This is a genomic window from Labrys miyagiensis (genome assembly GCF_030160835.1).
Taxonomy (GTDB): Bacteria; Pseudomonadota; Alphaproteobacteria; order Rhizobiales; family Labraceae; genus Labrys; species Labrys miyagiensis.
The window spans coordinates 23,742-43,520 of record NZ_BSPC01000054.1 but is presented as its reverse complement, the minus strand read 5'-3'; the positions used below and the strand labels follow the sequence as shown (position 1 = coordinate 43,520).

18 protein-coding genes are annotated in these 19,779 nt (G+C 63.4%); 8 read left to right on the top strand and 10 right to left on the bottom strand.

Annotation, left to right across the window (positions count from 1 at the left end; all coding sequences use genetic code 11):
* Positions 1-248: 248 nt before the first annotated feature.
* A complete protein-coding gene (locus QQL24_RS23595) occupies positions 249-1,538 on the bottom strand; it encodes an adenylosuccinate synthase (RefSeq protein WP_284314745.1) in 1,290 nt (429 codons plus the stop codon).
* Between the two features lie 340 nt (positions 1,539-1,878).
* Here QQL24_RS23595 and QQL24_RS23590 point away from each other — a divergent pair, with 340 nt between their 5' ends.
* From QQL24_RS23590 to QQL24_RS23575, 4 genes are all read left to right on the top strand, one after another.
* Positions 1,879-2,919 (top strand): ABC transporter substrate-binding protein, encoded by a 1,041-nt coding sequence (locus QQL24_RS23590; protein WP_284314963.1) that lies wholly within the window; start codon positions 1,879-1,881, stop codon positions 2,917-2,919.
* 87 nt (positions 2,920-3,006) lie between these two features.
* On the top strand, positions 3,007-3,909 hold the full coding sequence (locus tag QQL24_RS23585; RefSeq protein ID WP_284314744.1) for an ABC transporter permease: 903 nt from the start codon (positions 3,007-3,009) through the stop codon (positions 3,907-3,909).
* Entirely contained in the window at positions 3,906-4,724 is an 819-nt protein-coding gene (locus QQL24_RS23580; RefSeq protein ID WP_284314743.1) for an ABC transporter permease, read from the top strand. The genes QQL24_RS23585 and QQL24_RS23580 overlap by 4 nt, the downstream gene beginning before the upstream one ends.
* Before the next feature lie 17 nt (positions 4,725-4,741).
* Entirely contained in the window at positions 4,742-5,818 is a 1,077-nt protein-coding gene (locus QQL24_RS23575; protein ID WP_284314742.1) for an ABC transporter ATP-binding protein, read from the top strand.
* 155 nt (positions 5,819-5,973) lie between these two features.
* Here QQL24_RS23575 and QQL24_RS23570 read toward each other — a convergent pair whose 3' ends face one another.
* The 3 genes from QQL24_RS23570 to QQL24_RS23560 form a co-directional block, all read right to left on the bottom strand.
* Positions 5,974-6,882 carry a creatininase family protein gene (locus tag QQL24_RS23570; RefSeq protein WP_348536496.1) on the bottom strand — a complete coding sequence of 303 codons (909 nt, stop codon included), beginning with the start codon at positions 6,880-6,882 and terminating at the stop codon, positions 5,974-5,976.
* Positions 6,883-6,915: 33 nt separating this feature from the next.
* The gene (locus QQL24_RS23565; RefSeq protein WP_284314741.1) at positions 6,916-8,061 is read right to left on the bottom strand and encodes a DUF6600 domain-containing protein; all 1,146 of its coding nucleotides are present in this window, start codon (positions 8,059-8,061) and stop codon (positions 6,916-6,918) included.
* Between the two features lie 170 nt (positions 8,062-8,231).
* Positions 8,232-8,411, bottom strand: a complete 180-nt coding sequence (locus QQL24_RS23560) for a YdcH family protein (RefSeq protein ID WP_284314740.1) — start codon at positions 8,409-8,411, stop codon at positions 8,232-8,234.
* 413 nt (positions 8,412-8,824) lie between these two features.
* Between QQL24_RS23560 and QQL24_RS23555 the strand changes: the two genes are divergently transcribed.
* On the top strand, positions 8,825-9,031 hold the full coding sequence (locus tag QQL24_RS23555; protein ID WP_284314961.1) for a YdcH family protein: 207 nt from the start codon (positions 8,825-8,827) through the stop codon (positions 9,029-9,031).
* 186 nt (positions 9,032-9,217) lie between these two features.
* Here QQL24_RS23555 and gcvA read toward each other — a convergent pair whose 3' ends face one another.
* Positions 9,218-10,141, bottom strand: a complete 924-nt coding sequence (gene gcvA, locus QQL24_RS23550; protein ID WP_284314739.1) for a transcriptional regulator GcvA — start codon at positions 10,139-10,141, stop codon at positions 9,218-9,220.
* Positions 10,142-10,272: 131 nt separating this feature from the next.
* On the opposite strand from gcvA, the gene QQL24_RS23545 reads away from it, so the two are divergent.
* Positions 10,273-10,563 carry a hypothetical protein gene (locus tag QQL24_RS23545; protein ID WP_284314738.1) on the top strand — a complete coding sequence of 97 codons (291 nt, stop codon included), beginning with the start codon at positions 10,273-10,275 and terminating at the stop codon, positions 10,561-10,563.
* A gap of 177 nt (positions 10,564-10,740) precedes the next feature.
* Here QQL24_RS23545 and QQL24_RS23540 read toward each other — a convergent pair whose 3' ends face one another.
* Entirely contained in the window at positions 10,741-11,457 is a 717-nt protein-coding gene (locus QQL24_RS23540) for a DUF1013 domain-containing protein (RefSeq protein WP_284314737.1), read from the bottom strand.
* A gap of 435 nt (positions 11,458-11,892) precedes the next feature.
* Between QQL24_RS23540 and QQL24_RS23535 the strand changes: the two genes are divergently transcribed.
* Complete coding sequence (locus tag QQL24_RS23535) at positions 11,893-12,084, top strand: DUF1192 domain-containing protein (protein WP_284314736.1); 192 nt, start codon at positions 11,893-11,895, stop codon at positions 12,082-12,084.
* Positions 12,085-12,304: 220 nt separating this feature from the next.
* Here QQL24_RS23535 and rpmE read toward each other — a convergent pair whose 3' ends face one another.
* Positions 12,305-12,532: a 50S ribosomal protein L31 gene (gene rpmE, locus QQL24_RS23530; protein ID WP_284314735.1), complete on the bottom strand. Its 228-nt coding sequence runs from the start codon at positions 12,530-12,532 to the stop codon at positions 12,305-12,307.
* Positions 12,533-12,648: 116 nt separating this feature from the next.
* Entirely contained in the window at positions 12,649-14,022 is a 1,374-nt protein-coding gene (gene mgtE, locus QQL24_RS23525) for a magnesium transporter (protein ID WP_284314734.1), read from the bottom strand.
* Between the two features lie 290 nt (positions 14,023-14,312).
* Between mgtE and QQL24_RS23520 the strand changes: the two genes are divergently transcribed.
* A complete protein-coding gene (locus QQL24_RS23520) occupies positions 14,313-16,136 on the top strand; it encodes an ABC transporter transmembrane domain-containing protein (RefSeq protein ID WP_431310753.1) in 1,824 nt (607 codons plus the stop codon).
* Between the two features lie 161 nt (positions 16,137-16,297).
* Here QQL24_RS23520 and ftsH read toward each other — a convergent pair whose 3' ends face one another.
* Together ftsH and tilS are read right to left on the bottom strand one after the other, a co-directional pair.
* Positions 16,298-18,223 (bottom strand): ATP-dependent zinc metalloprotease FtsH, encoded by a 1,926-nt coding sequence (ftsH, locus tag QQL24_RS23515; RefSeq protein WP_284314732.1) that lies wholly within the window; start codon positions 18,221-18,223, stop codon positions 16,298-16,300.
* Between the two features lie 256 nt (positions 18,224-18,479).
* Positions 18,480-19,511: a tRNA lysidine(34) synthetase TilS gene (tilS, locus tag QQL24_RS23510; RefSeq protein WP_284314731.1), complete on the bottom strand. Its 1,032-nt coding sequence runs from the start codon at positions 19,509-19,511 to the stop codon at positions 18,480-18,482.
* Between the last annotated feature and the right edge of the window lie 268 nt (positions 19,512-19,779).

Here is a 19,779-nt window from a genome sequence, read left to right as displayed (position 1 = left end):
CGCTGGATGGGAGGGAAATAATCCGTCGACACTCGTCCTGGCTCGATCTCTTGAAAGGCAGATGGGGGGCTGCCGCAGGGATTCCAGGCAGCTCTGCATGGCCTTCGCCACCATTGATCCGCCATCCCAGGCGAAATCAAAGACTGCCAAACACCTGGCAAGCTAGGCGAATTTGCTTAAGAATCCGCTTAGCCTAACCTACGGCACTCACGCACTAACGCCCGAATCTGACGGGAATAGGTCTGCTCTTAGACTTGAAAGGGGTTTTGCACAAGGATCGTGTCGTCCCGGTCCGGGCTAGTGGAGAGCACCGCCACGGGAGCGCCGATGAGTTCCTCGATGCGGCGGACATATTTGATCGCCTGCGCCGGCAACTGGGCCCAGGAGCGCGCCTTGGCGGTGGTCTCCTGCCAGCCCTCGATCTCCTCATAGATCGGTTTCACGCGCGCCTGCGCAGCCTGGCTGGCGGGCAGATAGTCGATCTCGCGGCCGTCGAGCTCGTAGCGCACGCACACCTTGATCGTCTTGAAACCGTCGAGGATGTCGAGCTTGGTGAGGGCGATCCCCGTGATGCCGGAGGTGCGGATGGTCTGGCGCACCAGGGCCGCATCGAACCAGCCGCAGCGCCGGGCGCGGCCGGTGACCGTGCCGAATTCGCGCCCGCGTTCGCCGATCAGACGGCCGGTCTCGTCATGCAATTCGGTTGGGAAGGGGCCTTCGCCAACGCGGGTGGTGTAGGCCTTGGTGATGCCGAGCACATAGTCGATGGCGCTGGGGCCGAGGCCGCAGCCGATCGCCGCCTGTCCCGCCACCGTGTTGGACGAGGTGACATAGGGATAGGTGCCGTGGTCGATGTCGAGAAGGGCACCCTGCGCACCCTCGAACAGAATGCGGTTGCCGGCCTTGCGCTCCTTGTCGAGCAGGGCGCCGACATCGTCCATGAAGGGCAGGACGAGGGGGGCGACATCGGCGAGCTCGCTGTAGAGCGCTTCCGGGTCGATCTCGGGCTGGCCATTGCCGCGGCGCAGGGCGTTGTGGTGGTTGAGGAGCCGGGCGATCTTCGGGCGCAGCGCCTCGAGGTCTGCAAGGTCCATCAGGCGGATGGCGCGGCGGCCGACCTTGTCCTCATAGGCCGGACCGATGCCGCGGCCGGTGGTGCCGATCTTGGTGCCGTCCGTCGCCGATTCGCGCAGGCGGTCGAGCTCCTGGTGGAGGGAGAGAATGAGCGGGGTATTCTCGGCGATGCGCAGAACGGCGGGCGTGACCTTCACGCCCTGGTCGCCAAGCTTCTTCACCTCGGCTACGAAAGCACGTGGGTCGAGCACGACGCCATTGCCGATGACCGAGAGCTTGCCGCGCACGATGCCGGAGGGCAGCAGCGAGAGCTTGTAGACGTTCTCGCCGATCACCAGAGTGTGGCCGGCATTGTGGCCGCCCTGGAAGCGGACGACGACGTCGGCCTGCTCCGACAGCCAGTCGACGATCTTGCCCTTGCCTTCGTCACCCCATTGCGACCCGACCACGACAACATTGGCCACCAGCGCTCTCCCTTTCTCTCTGGTCCGGGTATGACTTCGGTGTGCGACAGCCCGGACGCGCAAAAGCCCGGCACATCCGATGGCCGGGCTTTTTCACTTCCTAACGGAATGTAACGGGCGCGTAAACCCGTAAAATTTCGCCCCAAACCGCTAAAATACTGATTGTCATATATGACAATCGGGATTGACACAAAACTGTCAACCGTCATTGATACCAGCGCCGCTGTAAAAACCCGTACGGGAAAAATGGGCCAGCGCGGCACCATCAAGGAGTTGAACAATGAGCAGGAAAACGTGGCTTGGTATCGCATCGGTATCGGCCCTGGCCTTGACGGCCTCCATGGGCAGCGCGTTTGCCCAGAGCCAGGATCTGATCGACGCCGCCAAGAAGGAAGGTCAACTGACCGTGATCGCGCTGCCGCATGACTGGTGCGGTTATGGCGACGTCATTGCCGGCTTCAAGGCCAAGTATGGTCTTCAGGTCAATGAGCTGAATCCGGATGCTGGTTCGGGCGACGAAGTCGAAGCGATCAAGGCCAACAAGGGCAATACCGGCCCGCAGGCTCCCGATGTGATCGACGTCGGTCTGTCCTTCGGCCCGACGGCCAAGAAGGACGGCCTGATCCAGCCCTATAAGGTCTCGACCTGGGCTTCGATCCCCGATACCGCCAAGGATGCCGACGGCTACTGGTATGGTGACTATTACGGCGTGCTCGCTTTCGAAGTGAACAAAGACGTCGTCAAGGAATCCCCGAAGGACTGGGCAGACCTGCTCAAGGACGATTACGCCAACAGCGTTGCCCTTGCCGGTGACCCGCGTACGGCCAACCAGGCTATCCAGGGCGTCTATGCTGCCGGTCTTTCCGCCGCCGGTGGCGATGCGGCCAAGGCAGGCGCTGCCGGCCTGAAGTTCTTCAGCGATCTCAACAAGAAGGGCAATTTCGTGCCGGTCGTCGGCAAGATCGCCTCGCTGACCCAGGGCGCCACGCCGATCATCGTCCGCTGGGACTACAACGCACTGGCCGATCGTGACAACGGCAAGGGCACCAATATCGACGTGGTCGTGCCTGCGAGCGGCGTGGTGGCCGGTGTCTATGTCCAGGCGATCAGCGCTTTCGCTCCGCATCCGAATGCTGCCAAGCTCTGGATGGAATATCTCTATTCAGACGAGGGCCAGCTGCTTTGGCTGAAGGGCTATTGCCACCCGATTCGCTTCAACGACCTGGCCACCAACAAGAAGGTCCCTGCCGACCTTCTTGCCAAGCTGCCGCCGGCTGAAGCCTATGCAAAGGCGGTGTTCCCGACGCTTGACGAACAGGCTGCCGGAAAGGCCGCGATCACTGCGGGTTGGGACGGCGTCGTCGGCGCGGCGGTGAAGTAAGCTTCATCCGCTCTCCGAGGACCTGAGCAAAGCCCGCCTGACACGAAGGTGGGCTTTGCGGTTTTTAACCCCTAGCCCGGTCGAAAAATGTCCACCGATGTGCTCACGACGGCTCCGCCCGTCAAAAATCGAAGCCCGGCGCTCGGCCTATCGTGGTCAGCCCTGGGAATGCTGCCTTTCGCCGCATTCTCCGTGCTGTTCCTCATCGTGCCGACCGCGCTGTTGCTGGTCCGGGCGTTCGAGGGGCCGGATGGCTCCTTCACGCTGAACAACATTGTCGACCTGTTCGGCAATCCCTCCATCGTTCATTCATTCTGGCTCAGCATCGAGATCAGCTTCGTGACGGCCGTGGCCGGCGCGTTTTTCGGCTTTCTGATTGCCTATGCCATCGTGCTCGGCAATCTGCCGGGCTGGGTCCGCGGGGCGGTGATGACCTTCGCAGGCGTGGCCTCGAATTTTGCTGGTGTCCCACTGTCCTTTGCCTTTATCGCCACGCTGGGGCGCGTGGGCCTCGTCGCCTTCATCCTGCGCGATTGGTTCGGCATCAATTTCAACGCGCTGGGCTTCAATCTCTACACCTTCTTGGGTCTGTCCATCGTTTACCTCTACTTCCAGATCCCGTTGATGGTGCTGGTCATCGTGCCGGCGCTTGAGGGCCTCAAGCGCGAATGGCGCGAGGCGACGGCGGTGCTGGGCGGGACGACCTTCGACTATTGGCGTTATGTCGCCATTCCCGTGTTGTGGCCGAGTATGCTCGGCTCCACGCTGCTGCTCTTCGCGAACGCCTTTGGCGCTATCGCGACCGCCTATGCCCTGACCGGATCGGCCCTGACCATCATCCCGATCCAGCTCTACGCGCAGATTCGCGGCGACGTTCTGAATAATCCTGGCCTCGGCTATGCCATCGCGCTCGGCATGGTGGTCATTACCAGCATCACGAGCGGCGCCTATATCTGGCTGCGCAACTGGAGCGAAAGGTGGGTACGATGAAAACCGGATCTCTCTTCGCCTGGATTATCATCGCTGTTGCGGCGGTGTTCTTCATTCTGCCCTTGCTGGCGACGCTTGAATACGCCATGCGCCAGATGGCGGATGGCGCGACTCCGGGCTGGTTCTTCCTGGGCAAGCCGCACAGTTTCGACTCCTTCTTCTCCTCTGTGCAAAGCCCTAACTTCCAGTTCGCCTTCCTGAGTTCCGTCGGGCTTGCGATCGCTACCATCCTGCTCGGCATCCTGCTGGTCGTGCCGACGGCATACCTTATCCGGCTGCGCTTCCCAGCTTGGCGCTCGCCGGTTGAGTTCATCACCTTGCTGCCGCTGGTAATCCCGGCGATCATCATCGTGTTCGGCTATAGCAGGCTGTATCTGGCCAACAGCTGGTCGCCGTTCAACAAGTCGCCTTTTGCCACCGAGGTGCTGCTCGCCTTCGGCTATGTGACGTTGGCTCTGCCTTACATGTATCGTTCGGTCGATACGGGTATGCGGGCCATCGACGTCAAGACCTTGACGGAGGCCGCGGAGAGCCTTGGCGCCAGCGGATCGCGCATCCTGTTCAATGTGATCCTCCCAAACGTCCGCTCTGCGGTATTGAGCGGCGCCTTCATCACCTTCGCAATCGTCATCGGCGAATTCACCTTTGCCAGCCTGTTGGCAGTGCCTGTATTCGGTACCTACCTGCAGGAACGCGGCGCCAATCAGCCTTACGAGCCTTCGGCGCTTTCGCTGGTGGCCTTCTTCATCACCTGGGCCTGCATGGGCCTGATCCAGCTCGTTGGCCGCTCGCGCGGCGCCAAACCCGCGCGCTAGGCGGAGGAACCGACATCATGGCATTTCTCGAGATTTCCAACCTGAAAAAGAGCTACGGCCCCAACCAGGTCGTCAAGCATTTCGAGCTTTCGGTGCAGAAGGGCGAGTTCATCACCCTTCTCGGCCCCTCCGGCTGCGGCAAGACCACTGTGCTGCGCATGGTCGCCGGCTTCGAGACACCGACCTCCGGCTCCATCCGCATGGACGCCAAGGAGGTTACCAGCCTGGCGCCGAACCAGCGCAATGTCGGCATGGTGTTCCAGGCCTACGCGCTGTTTCCGAACATGACGATCGCCCAGAACATCGGCTTCGGCATGAAGATCGCCAAGAAGTCGCCTGCCGAGATCGCCGAGCGCGTCAAGCAGATGCTGGACATGATCAAGCTGCCGCATATCGCGGACCGCTATCCCTTCCAGCTCTCGGGCGGCCAGCAGCAGCGCGTCGCCTTGGCCCGCGCCATCGCGATGCAGCCCAAGATCCTGCTGCTCGACGAGCCCCTCTCGGCGCTCGACGCCAAGATCCGCGTGTCGCTGCGCGATGAGATCCGCGTGCTGCAGCAGCAGCTGGGCATCACCACTTTGTTCGTCACGCACGACCAGGAGGAAGCCCTCTCGATGTCCGACCGCATCGTGGTGATGAGTGCCGGACAGATGGAGCAGGTTGGGACACCCTTCGAGGTCTATAATTTCCCCAAGACCAGCTTCGTCTCCTCCTTCGTCGGGCATCTCAACTACCTCACCGGCACGGTTACCGATGCGGCGAGTGGCCGCTTCTCGATCGATGGCCAGGAAGTCGTGGTCGGCCGTGGCCTGCAGGGCGCCCGCAATGGCGAAACCCGCCGCCTGGCGCTGCGTCCCGAGACGGTGGAACTCGGCGAAGGCGGCAATACCCGCAACACGCTGCGTGGCAAGATCGACCTCGTCAGCTTCCTGGGTTCGATCGTGCGCATCCACGTGAATCTGGGCTCGAACCGCCTGTCGCTCGATACCTTCAACACGTCGAGCGCGGTGCCGCCGAAGGCGGGGGACACGGTGGCCCTGAATTTCGGGCGCGACGACCTGCTGCTGCTGGAAGACGCCGCCAAGGCGGCGTGATCGCTGGGAGCGCGGACTTCCAGTCCGCTCTTGAAACAACAGATTATACGAAAAGGGCGCCAACCGTGAGGTGGCGCCCTTTTCTGCTTCTACATCGCTTCCGAGAGCGGACACCGCGACATGCAAGCATGTCGCTGAGAAGTCCGCGCTCCCAGCTACCCCAGCGGGCCCTTCCTCAGACGCGACAGGTCGAAATCCCTGACGTCCCGCAGCAGGTCCACAAAGGCCTGCGCGCCGAACTCAGCCGATTGCACGCCATGGTCGCGCGTGGCCTTCGAGGCATCGCCTGCAGCGCCTTCGGGGCGGATGTCCTGCGCCATCCAGCCGAAGCCGCCGGGGCGGCCCGTGCGCAGATATTTGAAGGTCTGCTCCATCTCATAGGTCACGGGACGGAAATCCCTCGCGCGGTCCATATGGACGAGCTCGGGCCTGAATTCGAGCATCAGCGCCGTCTCGACTTCGCCGGCATGGATGCCGAGCCGCATCTCGTCCTCCGAGAAGGCGCCCTTGGGATAGCCGAACATATGCCAGGAGGTGAAGGCGACGAGCATGCCGTGGCGCACCCGCAGCTCCCGTGCCACGATGTCCATCACTGCCATGTTGCCACCGTGCGAATTGACGATCAGCAGCTTCTTCACGCCGGCGCGGTGAACGCTCTCGCCGATCTCGACCCAGGCGCGCAGCACGGTCTCCGCCGACAGGCTGATCGTGCCGGGAAATTCCAGGTGCTCGTTCGACTTTCCGATCATCTGGATCGGCAGGAAGGTGGCGGGAATGTCGGCGGGAATGAGGGGAATGGCCCGGTCCAGATAGCCCTGCATGATCATGCTGTCGACGCCGACGGGCAGATGCGGGCCATGCTGCTCGACGGCGGCGATCGGCAGCACGGCAATCCAGGAGGACGTATCGGAGGTGCGGAACTCCTCCGTCGTCATCTCGAACCAATGGCGACGGGGCAGGGCAACGGAAGAGGGCATGGCAAGGTCCGGGCAGGAAGGAAAGGCCGGACGATAGAGCCAGGCAGCGCGGACTTCCAGCCCGCTCATGAAACGATATTGAGGCAAGACGGGGCGCCCAGGGGTTGCGCGCCCTCTCTTCTACCGGATCAACGGTTCGTCATAGGGATCCGGCACGCGGCGCGGGCGGCGGGGATAATAGGGCCGGTCGGGATAGTTCTGCGGCGTCACCACCGGCCGGGGCCGCGGATAGGGGCGCGGGCGCACATAGGGCGGCATCCAGTCCGCGGGCCGGCGCCGAATCGGCGGATCGACATAGACGGGCGGTGGTTCATAGGTCGGGCCTTCCTCCACCACCACCGGCGGGCGACCCTGGCGGGGAGGCTGGTAGTCCTTGCGGGCGGCGCGCCTTTTGAGAGGCTTCTGGCCCTGCGGTGGAGGCGGCGGCGTCGAGATGTAGGGAGCGACGGCCGGCGCCACCATCGGCGGGCAGAGGGCCACATTGCCGGGACCGACATTGACAGCGGCGGCCGAGGCAGCAGCATTGAGCCAGAGCAGCCATTCGCCCAGAAAGTCCGGTTTCCATGGCACAATGGGGCCGGTGTCGTAATCAATCACCGTGGCGGGCTGAGGGAGCACATAGACGGCGATGCCGCGCACCACCTTGATGCGGGTCACCGGTGCGCTGGCCGAGAAGGCGGCCGCGGGGGCGGCGGCCGGCTCCGCGTCGCAGCGGTTGGCGAGCTTGGCCGTCTCGATGAAGGTCCATTGCTTGTCGGCGTTGAAGCTTGCCAGCGTGATTTCCTGCTGGTCGCTGTTGGGGGGCGTCGGTGCCCAGCCGGTCCAGTCGCCGCCGCTGCGCCATATGACCCAGGCGGGTGCCCATTCTGTGCCGGGAATCCAGACCCAGCCGGCCTGGTCGTCATGTGCCCAACGTCCATAGTGGTGCACGATCTTGCCCCAGGTCGTGGGGTCGTCATAGGTCCAGCCATAGGTGCGGTCGTAGACCCAGTGGCAGGCGGGGTAGGGGTGCCAGCCCGCGGGCAGGGAGGTCGGCTGCAAGACATTGCCGTAACGCTCCGAATAGATGAACTGCCCGAAATTCGACAGCGTCGCCTTGAAGGCCTCTAGCGTGGGCGGCTGGGGCTGTACCGCCGCCGCGGGTGCCGCCTGCGCGGGCGCTGTCAGCCCGGCGATCGGCACGAGCGAGGACAGGGCCAGCATCGCCGATGTGAGCAGCACAGTTCCGATATTTCGCCTCGTGCCGGCCATCGCATGCCCCCTCATGTGGGATGTCGCCTCAGTCGTGCGACATCATGGGCTCGTTAGCGTGACCTGTCCGTATGAATTGGCACACGCGTGCGATCGTCCAACACCTCTCCGGCCGCCCAAAATGAAACCGCCGGCCCCGGATCAACTCCAGGCCGGCGGTTGGGAATGCTCCAGCTTTGGCTGGGTCAGTGCACCGTCCCGGTGCTCTTCAACTTCTCAATTTCATCTTTCAAAAGGAGTTTCTTACGCTTCAGCTCTGCAATCTTGAGATCATCCGAGGAGGGATGCGACAAGGCGATGGTGAGTTCGGTTTCGAGAGCGTGATGCTTACGCTCCAACTCAACCAGATGCGACTGCACAGGCATTAACGGCTCCTTGTTGTCACAGTTCCGACATTTGACGTTCTCACGAAATGGAGGGCTTGTCGAAGGAAAATTCGGGTTTTTTGGGTCTTTATCGATTGTGCAAAGCAGCAATTACATTAGTCAGAACAATAGTTTACCGCGCGATGCACCAAAGTGCCTAGCGCTGAAAAAGGGTGCGGAAACAAGGATGTAGCAGCCTTGTCTCAAGGTTCCTCGGCCAATGCCCGCCAAAGCGTGTAAATAGATGGCGATATCTTTCCACAGCGCTTGCGGGTGACGAATCGCACCGGCATAGTTTGCGCTATAATGCCTTCCCCGGGCGGCAACGGGGCAAGGCGAACAAGAATCGCAGCGTGGCTTTCAAGCCGAGGCTGCGCCGTTTGGAACGGAAAGGTGAAGGCTTGTCAGATCCGCTGAGTGAGGAGGAGGAAGCCGCGCTCGTGGCGGAACTGGGCCAGCTGCGCCAGGAACACCGCGACCTCGATGCTGCAATCGCCGCGCTGGAACAGGTGGGCACGCCGGATCGACTGCAATTGCAGCGCCTGAAGAAGCGCAAGCTCCATCTGAAAGACCGCATTTCCTACATCGAGGACATGCTGACGCCGGATATCATTGCGTGAACTGGGAGCGCGGACGTCCCGTCCGCTCTTGGAAGCCCGGCGCTTGATTTGAAGGAAGAGCGGACAAGATGTCCGCGCTCCTGGAGCAAAGCGCGTTTAGGCGCAAACGCTGCTTTACTCTAACTCTTTGTTTCGACGCGTCTTTGCGATTCTTGCCGATTCCGTCAAATCGCAAAACGCTTTAGCCTATCCTGTCACCGCCCCGCTCTGGATCTCGCCCAGCATCCACTCGCGGAAGGCTTTGATCATCGGCTTGTCGGCCTTGGTCTTGGGCACCACCAGATAATAGGCGAATTCCGGCGAGATCTTGAGCGACAGATCGAAGGGGCGTACCAGCCGGCCGGCGGCGAGGTCGTCGCCCACCAGGCTGGTGTTGCCGAGCGCCACGCCCTGGCCGTCGATGGCGGCCTGCAGCGTCATGATCGACTGGCTGAAATGCAGGCCGCGGCTAGGATCAGGCTTGTCGGCCTTGGCGGCAAGCAGCCACATGCGCCAGTCCGGCCAGGCATCGTACTGCCCGTACCAGTCGAGATGGATCAGGGTGAAATGCTGCAGGTCGTTGGGCTCGCGCAGCGGTACCGGGCCTTCCAAGAGTTTGGGACTGCAGATCGGAAAGACCACCTCGTCGAACAGCCGGTCGGAGCGCAGGCCGGGATAGACCCCCCGGCCAAAACGGATGCCGACATCGATCTCCTCGCGGCCGAAATCGGCCAGCGTGTCGGAGATGTCGATGCGCATCTCGATCTCCGGGAACTTCTGCCGGAAATGAGGCAGGCGCGGCACCAGCCATTTGGCCGCAAAGGACGGGCCGGAAGAGACGGTCAGGGTCTCCCGATGCGTGGTGTTGGCGGCGCGGCGCAGGGCCTCGTCGATGGTGCGCAGCGCCCCGGCGGTGGAGGACAGCAATTCCTCCCCGGCATGGGTGAGGCGCATGCTGCGGCTGGTACGGAAGAACAGGCGCGTGCCGAGGCGTTCCTCGAAGGCGCGGATCTGACTGCTCACCGCCGCCGGCGTGACGTCGAGTTCGGCCGCCGCCCTGGCGAAGCTGAGATGGCGAGCGGCGGCGGCGAATGTCCACAGCGCGCCCAGCCCCGCGCCAGATTTGCTCATCATAGACCTGCGATCATCAAGTTATTCTTGATTATGAAGATAGGTCAACTGCCTTGATGAATCCACATAAAACGTTGAAAATAAACACCATAGGGAAATCAGGAACTAACTTTTTGTTAAGGATGAGTGTCATGTCGAGCGTTGAATACCACGAGGATGAATGGGGCCGTCACTGGAGCTATTCCCCGGCCCTCCACGGGACGCAGGTTCGCGTAAACTATCCGCTCTTCGCTACCCTGCTCGAAGGTGTGCAATCGCTGATCGAACAGGCGTCGGAGCGTTATGCCCGGCACCAGGCAGAGCTCTTCGCCTTGTCGCGGCCGTCGCGCCTGCACGACGCCTATAGCGACGACGATGTGCTCCCCGTGCTTTATACCCCGCATGAAGGGGTTCGCGACGAGTTCGGCCGCCCGATCGGCTGACCTCGAAGCAGGGCGACCATTATATGAAAGGCGCGACTGGGAAGCCGGTCGCGCCTTCACCCGTGTAAGGACCTCCGTCGGGGAAAATGTGGGGCGGCAGGCGACAAAGAAAAGCGCGACCACGCTTTGCCGTGATCGCGCTGCGATATCGCATCGATGCCGGACGGCTGAGAAGCCTCAGTCGTCCTTTTGCTTGATGCCCTTGAGCTTGGCGAAGACGTTGGCGACGTCGAGTTCTTCCTCATCCTCGTTCGGGCGCGGCTTGTTGCCGAGCGAGGCGAAGGTATCCTCGACCCTGTGGGCGCGCTCGGCCGGACCGGTGGTGATCTCGGCCGGCAGCAGCGTCGCGCTCTCGGGCTCGGGCGGACGGTCCTTGGAGGCACGGGCCACCTCGAAGTCGAGGTCGATCTGTGTGCACAGGCCCAGCATCACCGGATCCGACGGGGTGAGCTGTTGGGTGTTCCAATGCGTGCGGTCGCGGATGGCGGCGATCGTGGTCTTTGTCGTGCCGACCAGGCGCATGATCTGCGCATCCTTGAGTTCGGGATGGTTCTTCACCAGCCAGAGGATGGCGTTCGGGCGGTCCTGGCGGCGCGAGACCGGCGTATAGCGCGGGCCCTTCTTCACCTTGGCGATGGCGATCTTCACCTTCGGCTCCGCGAGCCTGAGGCGGTAGTTGGGATCGCGCTCGGCGCGGGCGATCTCCTCGCGCGTGAGCTGGTTGGCGATCACCGGATCCTGACCCTTGATGCCGGCGGCGACTTCGCCATCGGCGATACCCTTGACCTCGAGCGGGTGTAGTTTGCAGAAATCGGCGATCTGGTCGAAGGTGAGGGCGGTGTTCTCAACCAGCCAGACAGCGGTGGCCTTCGGCATCAGCGGGGCGGTCGACATAAGCATCTCCTCGGAAGCATGAACTCGCTGCCGCCTCGCACCGGCCTCCCGGAGCGAAGCCCGACGCGAGCTGATTGTCGGGATTCATCCCCCATATAGTCGTCGTCGGTCTGAAAGGAAAGCCTGTTGCGCATTTTCGAGGGTGGAGGACATCGACAAAAGCCGATGGAACGATATCCTCACGCAACGCCAGGTTCGGAATGCGGAGGCGAGAGGTGCTGGCACGGCGCAGCTTCGTGCAGATGGCAGGGGGCGCCCTGGCTCATATGGTGTCCAGGCGTGCTTTCGCCGACACCGATCCCGGGCAGTTCCGCCAGGAAGTCGCCACGAACTCTTCATTGCGAATGCGGATAGGATAAGGCTTGCCACGGCCCAGGAGATGGCGGCACAACGGGCGGAATAGGGCCGCGAGCCCAGGGTTGCAGGAGGAGGAACATGGCCGTTTTCGACGACGAACCGCGCAAGGCCGCTATGGGCCACCAGATCGGCCAGGATCTTTCCACGCTTTCCCTGCACGAGCTCGACGAACGTATTGCGGCGCTGAAGGACGAGATCCGGCGCCTGGAGGAGGCGAAGGAGCGCAAGGCCGCCTCGATGTCGGCGGCGAGTGCGTTTTTCAAGACGTAGCTGGGAGCGCGTTAACCGAACAGTAAGTTTTCTCAGGTAGCCTGTGCCCATTCCAGCTTCCCTGGATGTTCGAGTGGCTCCTGTTCACTCTGTTTGACGCCTCCCTGTTTCTGACTTGGATTAAGCCGCGATCTTCTCGCGGCTTCTTTTTGTACGCCTTTCCCAAAACAAAAGCGGACCCGAGGGCCCGCTTTCAACGTCACAGCGATGGGAACTCGGATCAGCGCTTGAAGCTGATGCCGGCGAAGCGCTGGTTGAACTTCGACACGCGGCCGGCGCGGTCGAGGAGCTGCTGCGTGCCGCCCGTCCAGGCCGGATGCGACTTGGGATCGATGTCGAGCTGCAGCGTGTCGCCTTCCTTGCCGTAGGTCGAGTGCGTGTAGAACTCGCTGCCGTCGGTCAGAACGACCTTGATCTTGTGGTAGTCGGGATGAATGTCGGCCTTCATGGGGTCAAATCCTGCTCTTTGCCGGAGCGCTACCCCGGTCGGATAAGTCAAATTCGAATGAGTGGCGGGTCGATAGCGCAAAACCCGCCAATGTTCAAGCGTCTGTCTGCAGGCCGCTACAGCAAAGTGCCCTTGAGGATGAGCAGCGCCACGGAGAAGTAGATCACCAGCCCTGTCACGTCGACGAGCGTGGCGACGAAGGGGGCCGAGGCGCTGGCGGGGTCGAGCCCGCATTTCTTCAGGGCGAAGGGCAGCATGGAGCCCGCCAGCGAGCCGAAGGTGACGATCGCCGTCAGGGCCATGGCGATGGTAAAGGCGACGAGGCCCCAATGCACGCCATAATCGAAGAAGCCGGCGGTCTGCCACACCGTGATGCGCAACACGCCGAGTACGCCCAGGATAGCGCCGAGGCAGACGCCTGTCGGCAGTTCGCGCAGCGCCACACGCCACCAGTCCCTGAGCTTGACCTCGCCCAGTGCGATCGCGCGGATCAGCAGCGAGGTCGCCTGCGAGCCGGAATTGCCGCCCGAGGACATCACCAGCGGAATGAACAAGGTGAGCACCGCCGCCTTGTCGAGCTCGTCCGAGAAGTGCTGCATGGCGCTGGCGGTGAGCATTTCCGACAGGAACAGGATGCACAGCCAGCCGGCGCGCTTCTTGATCATCGCCCAGAAGCCGATGGTGTTGTAGGGCTCGTCGAGAGCTTCCATGCCGCCGAACTTCTGGGCGTCCTCGGTGCCTTCGGCCACGATGGCGTCGATGATGTCGTCGACGGTGACGATGCCGATGACATGCCAGCTCTCATCGACCACCGGCACGGCCAGCAGGTCGTATTTGGAGATGAGCTTGGCCACTTCCTCGCGGTCGGCCGTGGGGGAGACCGTGATCGGCTTGTCGAAGCGGGCGGCTGTGAGCACCGAGGCCTTGGGATCGGCCGTGATCAGGCGGCGCAGCGCCACGGCTTTGAGAAGCTGACGGGTCTTTGGATCGAGGACATAGACCGAATAGATCGTCTCGCGGGTGCGCTCGACGCGGCGGATATGGTCCAGCGTCTGCTCCACCGTCCAGGAGGAGGGCACCGAGACGAATTCGGTAGTCATCAGGGAGCCGGCGCTGTCAACGGGATAGGACAGCACCTTGTCCAGCGATGTGCGGGTCTCGGGGTCGAGACGCTGCAGCAGGTCCGAGCGCGGCGGATCGTTCATGTAGCGGAACACATCCGCCACGCGGTCCGAGGACATGCCGGCGAGCAGTTTCAGGGCGCGATCGGTCGGCAGCGCCTCGATCAGGGCGGCGGGATCGTCCAGCCCGGGCTGGTCGAGCACTTCGATGGCGCGCTCATCCGGCAGGTGGATGAGGACGCGGGCCTGCTCCTCGATATCCTGCTCGTTGAGCAATTCAACGATATCAGCGACATGCTCGAGACCGAGGCAGACATCGAGGATGTCGCGATCGGCGAGATCGACATTCTTTTCGGCCAGGTCTTCCATGGCTCTTCCTTCCTATCGGCCGTTGCCGGCCGGAAGGACGAGCCCGCGAATGCGGTCAGTCCATCTCAGCCGTCAACGGCGCGAACATTCGACTGGTACTGTCGCTTGGCATGGATCTTGGGGTCTCGTGGGGTCCGGTAGACGAATAAATTCGTGAGCCGGAACAATGGCGAATTGCGCTTCTGCGCCGTCGCAGTCAAGCGCTTTTTTGCACGGCGCACGAAGGTACATGCCGCGGCAAACTGTAGCGGTTCGAAACGGCGCGATTGCAGCCGGGGCCGCGGCGCGGCATTGTCCCGCGCGCTCGCGAGGATGATTGTTACGTGGCTACAGAAATAACCGCCCAGACGCCGGAAACACAGAAAAGCAGCCGCGCGCTCTCCCCGTTGAAGGCCTTGATTCCCTATGCGCTGCACTATCGTGGGCGCATCGCCTTGGCTTTCATCGCGCTGGCTGTGGCTGCTGCTACCACGCTGGTGGTGCCGGTGGCCCTGCGGCGCATGGTCGATTTCGGCTTTTCCCTCGATCATGCCGGCGAGATCAATTCCTACTTCGCGGCCCTGACGGGCGTAGTGCTCGTGCTCGCGCTGGCTAGTGCTTCGCGCTACTATCTGGTGATGACTTTGGGCGAGCGTGTGGTGGCCGACGTGCGAACGGCCGTCTTCGCCCATCTCACCGAGCTCTCCCCACTGTTCTTCGATACGGCCAAGACCGGCGAAATCATTTCTCGCCTCACCGCGGATACCACGCAGATCAAGGCAGCGTTCGGATCATCGGCGTCGGTGGCCCTCCGCAATCTATTTCTGTTCGCAGGCGCGGCGGCGATGATGGTGGTAACCAGCCCGAAATTGTCGGCGCTGGTGCTGATCGCCATCCCCATCATCGTGCTGCCCCTGGTTGCCTTCGGACGCGCGGTACGGGTGCGCTCTCGCAAGGCGCAGGATACGCTTGCCGACGCTTCCGCCTATGCATCCGAGATCATCGGCGCCATGCGCTTCGTCCAGGCCTTCACGGCGGAACGCCTGGCGATCGGTCGTTTCTCGGGGGAAGTCGAGCGTGCCTATACGGCGGCGGTTACCTCGATACGATCCCGCTCCGTGCTGACGGCAATCGCCCTGTTCCTGGTGTTTGCCTCCATCGTCGGCGTGCTGTGGCTCGGCGCCCATGACGTCATCGCCAAGACGATGACTGCCGGCACCCTGGTCCAGTTCATCGGCTATGCCGTGTTTGGCGCAGGGGCTCTATCGGAGCTGAGCCAGGTCTGGTCGGAACTCATCCAGGCAGCCGGCGCGGCCGAGCGTCTGGGCGAGCTCCTGCACGAACGGCCCGCCATCGTGGCTCCGGCCAAGCCCATGGCTTTGCCGGAACCCGCCCGCGGCGCCATCGCCTTCGAGAAGGTCGAGTTCGCCTATCCCGGCCAGCCCGACCGGCCGGTGCTGCATGGCATCGACCTCGCTGTGAAGGCGGGCGAGACCGTCGCCATCGTCGGACCCTCCGGCGCGGGCAAGAGCACGCTGTTCCAGCTCCTGCTGCGCTATTACGATCCGCTGGACGGCCGCGTGACGCTCGATGGCATTGCCCTGCCAACCGCCGACCCCAAGCGCGTGCGCCAGCGCATCGCCGTGGTGGCGCAGGACCCCGTGGTGTTCGCCGCCAGCGCCCGCGACAATATCCGCTTCGGCCGCCCGGATGCCAGCGATGCCGAGGTGGAGGAGGCCGCACGCCTTGCCGCCGCCGATGGCTTCATCCGCGCCATGCCGCAGGGCTATGACACGTCGATCGGCGAGCGCGGGGTCACCCTGTCGGGCGGCCAGCGCCAGCGTATCGCCATCGCCCGCGCCATCCTGAAGGACGCGCCGGTTCTGCTGCTCGACGAGGCGACGTCAGCCCTCGATTCCGAGAGCGAGAAGGCGGTGCAGCGCGCCCTCGACGGCCTGATGACGCAGCGCACCACGCTGGTGATCGCCCACCGCCTCGCCACCGTGCAGGCGGCCGACCGCATCGTGGTGCTGGAGGAGGGCCGCATCGTCGAGGAGGGCACGCATGATGCGCTGGTTGCCCGGGGCGGCCTCTATGCCCGGCTGGCGCAACTACAATTCAGGGACGCGGCGTAAAGCTGGGAGCGCGGACGTCCCTACGACACTCAAGTGAGTGTCGGACGATCCGCTCTTGGAAACGGGATGGTCACAAAAAAGGGCGCGAACCTCATCGGTTGCGCCCTTTTCTGCAAACTCGATGTTTCCAAGAGCGGACAAGATGTCCGCGCTCCCAGTGTTCACGCCGAAGGCGCCGGCTCCATGCCGGGATCCGCCTGGGGCGGGCGGCGGCGGGGCTTGCCCGGGGAGATGGCCGAGCCGCGCGTGGTCGCCGGCTCGTCCAGGGGATCGCGGGACGGCGGCTTGCCGGCCAGGAGGTCGTTGATCTCGTCGCCCGTCAGCGTCTCGTATTCGAGCAGGGCCTGGGCCAGCTTTTCGAAATCGTCCTTCTTGTCGACCAGGATGTGGCGAGCCTCGTCGAGGCCCTCGCCGACCAGGCGGCGCACTTCGGCGTCGATCTTCTGGGCGGTGGCTTCCGACACGCTCTGGGTGCGGCCCATCGACATGCCGAGGAAGACCTCGTCCTGGTTGTCGCCATAGGCGACGGTGCCGAGAATGTCGGAATAGCCCCAGCGCGTGACCATCGCCTTGGCGAGTTTGGTCGCCTGCTCGATGTCGCTGGCGGCGCCCGAGGTGATGTTGTCCTTGCCGAACTTCAGTTCCTCGGCGATGCGCCCACCCATCATGATGGCGAGGCGCGAGGTCATCCAAGTGTACTTGGCCGAGTAGCGATCGCCTTCCGGCAACTGCATCACCATGCCGAGCGCGCGGCCGCGCGGGATGATCGTCGCCTTGTGCACGGGATCGGCCAGGGGGACGTTGAGCGCGACGATAGCGTGACCGGCCTCGTGATAGGCGGTCAGTTCCTTCTCTTCCTGCGTCATGGCGGCGGAGCGGCGCTCCGCACCCATCAGGATCTTGTCCTTGGCGTCCTCGAACTCGACATGGGTGACCATGCGCTTGTTGCGGCGGGCGGCAAGCAGCGCGGCCTCGTTGACGAGGTTCATCAGGTCGGCGCCGGAAAAGCCGGGCGTGCCGCGGGCGATGACCTTGAGATCGACGTCGGGAGCCAGCGGCACCTTGCGCACATGCACGCGCAGGATCTTCTCGCGGCCCGACAAATCGGGGTTGGAGACGACGATCTGGCGGTCGAAACGGCCTGGACGCAGCAGGGCCGGGTCGAGCACGTCGGGACGGTTGGTCGCGGCGATGATGATGATGCCTTCATTGGTCTCGAAGCCATCCATCTCGACCAGCAGCTGGTTCAGCGTCTGTTCGCGCTCGTCATTGCCGCCGCCGAGGCCGGCGCCGCGATGGCGGCCGACAGCGTCGATTTCGTCGATGAAGATGATGCAGGGCGCGTTCTTCTTGGCCTGCTCGAACATGTCGCGCACGCGGCTGGCGCCGACGCCGACGAACATTTCGACGAAGTCCGAACCCGAAATGGTGAAGAAGGGCACATTGGCTTCACCGGCGACGGCGCGCGCCGTCAGCGTCTTGCCGGTGCCGGGCGGGCCGACCAGCAGCACGCCGCGCGGAATGCGGCCGCCCAGGCGCTGGAACTTCTGGGGATCGCGCAGGAATTCCACGATTTCCTGCAGGTCTTCCTTGGCTTCGTCGATGCCCGCGACGTCATCGAAGGTGACGCGGCCATGCGCCTCGGTGAGAAGCTTGGCCTTGGACTTGCCGAATCCCATCGCCTTGCCGCCGGCGCCCTGCATCTGGCGCGACAGGAAGATCCACACGCCGATCAGGGCGAGGATCGGCAGGGCCTGCAGCAGGAGCTGAAGCAGCCAGGGCGTCTCGCCCGGTGGGGCGGCGCTGACCTGAACATTGTAGTCGTTCAGCGTCTTGGCGAGGTTCGGATCGTTCGGCAACTGGGCGCTGAAGGGGCGACCATCGGTATAGCTGCCAGTCAGCTCGCTGCCGGTGATGGTGACTGCCTTGACCTTGCCGTCCTTGGCGGATTTCACCAGGTCGGAATAGGAGATCGTCTCATTGGCGGAAGCGCTCTGGCCGCCTGTCTGACGGAACAGGGTGAACAGTGCCAGCAACAGCAGCACCACGATCACCCAAAGCGCAAAATTACGGAAGTTCGCGTTCATCTCTTGCCTTTCGTGGCAGCCGTCTTGCGGAGTCGCGGCGAGTGCCACAGGATATCCTGGCTAAAATAGGCATATGGAACTCAAATGCCAAGGCAAGCCCTCGGGATAGATTACCGAACGCTCCCTTACAGGCCCGCAGCGCGCTTGTCACGGCCAAGACGCTCCAGGAACCTCATTTCATAAGATATTGAACAGGCGGCCCATTTTAAGGTGCCAGCCACTCACCTGCGTCCATAATGCCTGTAAATGACATTTTCTACATCTTGTTTTTTACCTGTCCGCGCCGGCGCGGTGGCTCGGTGGCGACGTGGATATCGCCATCACGGGCCAGACGGACGAGCGCGCCGCCGAGGCTCCATTGCCGGGCCCTGCCGGCAGGCAAGGCGGCGTCGAGAGCCTGCGCCAGGGTCTCAAGTCTTTCCAGCCGCAGGCCGTAGGGTTTCCCGGCTTCATCAGGCCGGATGTGGTCGATGGCGCGTTCGAGGAGCCGCAGCCTGATCTCGGCCGGCGCGGCGCGATAGACGGAGCCATCCAGAACGCCTTCGGCACCCTCCTGCCGGAAGGCCCGGGCAAAATCGGCCGCGGCGATCGCCTCCAGCGCATCGGCGCTGCGGCCCGCCCGCTCGGCCAGCAAGGCGAGACGCCGGGAATCGAGACCGAGCGGGGCGAGCTCGGTGAGGAGATGGCGCAGGCGCACCCGTTCGAAATGGCTGTTGCGGTTGGAGGGGTCCTCGATCCAGGCGATGCTCTCGGCCTCCAGCGTCGCCACCAGCCTCGCCTTGGGGACGCCGAGGAGGGGGCGAAGATGGGCGAGCCCGTTGCGCAGGCTCTCGGGGCGCATGGCGGCAAGCCCGTCAACCGACGATCCGTGCAGCAGGCGCATCAGCACGGTCTCGGCCTGGTCGTCGAGGGTGTGCGCAGTGGCGATGGCGTCGGCGCTGATCCCTACGGCCGCTTCCGCCAAGAGGGCATAGCGGGCGGCTCGCGCGCTTTCCTGCAGCCGCGAGGCGGGCTTGGGGCCGCTCCAGCGGCGGACAAGGCAGGGCAGGCCGAGGATTTCAGCCTGGCGCACCACTGTGGCGCATTCGGCCGCGCTTTCGGGGCGCAGGGCGTGATCGACGGTGACGACGGTGAGGCGGGTGCCGGGATGCGCCTCCCGCCAGCGGGTCGCCAGCAGCATCATCGCCGTGGAATCGGCGCCGCCGGAGACGGCGAGGACGACATGGGAACGGGCGGCGAAGGCCGTGAAGAGGGAGGGGAGTTCGTCGGCGGTGATGGGGTCGGGCAAGGGCGCAATTCCTAGGAGCGCGGGCGTCCCTACGACACTCAAGTGAGTGTCGGACGATCCGCTCTTGCCTTGTCGCAGAACTGACCGTCTCCAAGAGCGGACGAGGACGTCCATAGGCGCTAACTTTACGCGGTAGGACGCAGATTGGGATCGACAATCTAGGAAACGATGCGTTTTGCGGAAAAGTAAGAGGGCGATCGGTGATCGCCCCTCCAAGTCTCCGCCGCTTTGGCCCGTAAAGTTAGCGCCTATGGACGAGGACGTCCGC

Coding starts and splice junctions, on each gene's coding strand:
- QQL24_RS23580 (WP_284314743.1), top strand. CDS start 3,906: ATGAAAACCGGATCTCTCTTCGCCTGGATTATCATCGCTGTTGCGGCG.
- rpmE (WP_284314735.1), bottom strand. CDS start 12,532: ATGAAGGCCGACATTCATCCCGACTACCACAAGATCAAGGTCGTTCTG.
- gcvA (WP_284314739.1), bottom strand. CDS start 10,141: ATGAGCAAATCTGGCGCGGGGCTGGGCGCGCTGTGGACATTCGCCGCC.
- QQL24_RS23575 (WP_284314742.1), top strand. CDS start 4,742: ATGGCATTTCTCGAGATTTCCAACCTGAAAAAGAGCTACGGCCCCAAC.
- QQL24_RS23590 (WP_284314963.1), top strand. CDS start 1,879: ATGGGCAGCGCGTTTGCCCAGAGCCAGGATCTGATCGACGCCGCCAAG.
- mgtE (WP_284314734.1), bottom strand. CDS start 14,022: ATGGAAGACCTGGCCGAAAAGAATGTCGATCTCGCCGATCGCGACATC.
- ftsH (WP_284314732.1), bottom strand. CDS start 18,223: ATGAACGCGAACTTCCGTAATTTTGCGCTTTGGGTGATCGTGGTGCTG.
- QQL24_RS23565 (WP_284314741.1), bottom strand. CDS start 8,061: ATGAGGGGGCATGCGATGGCCGGCACGAGGCGAAATATCGGAACTGTG.
- QQL24_RS23560 (WP_284314740.1), bottom strand. CDS start 8,411: ATGCCTGTGCAGTCGCATCTGGTTGAGTTGGAGCGTAAGCATCACGCT.
- QQL24_RS23540 (WP_284314737.1), bottom strand. CDS start 11,457: ATGTCGACCGCCCCGCTGATGCCGAAGGCCACCGCTGTCTGGCTGGTT.
- QQL24_RS23545 (WP_284314738.1), top strand. CDS start 10,273: ATGTCGAGCGTTGAATACCACGAGGATGAATGGGGCCGTCACTGGAGC.
- QQL24_RS23585 (WP_284314744.1), top strand. CDS start 3,007: ATGTCCACCGATGTGCTCACGACGGCTCCGCCCGTCAAAAATCGAAGC.
- QQL24_RS23535 (WP_284314736.1), top strand. CDS start 11,893: ATGGCCGTTTTCGACGACGAACCGCGCAAGGCCGCTATGGGCCACCAG.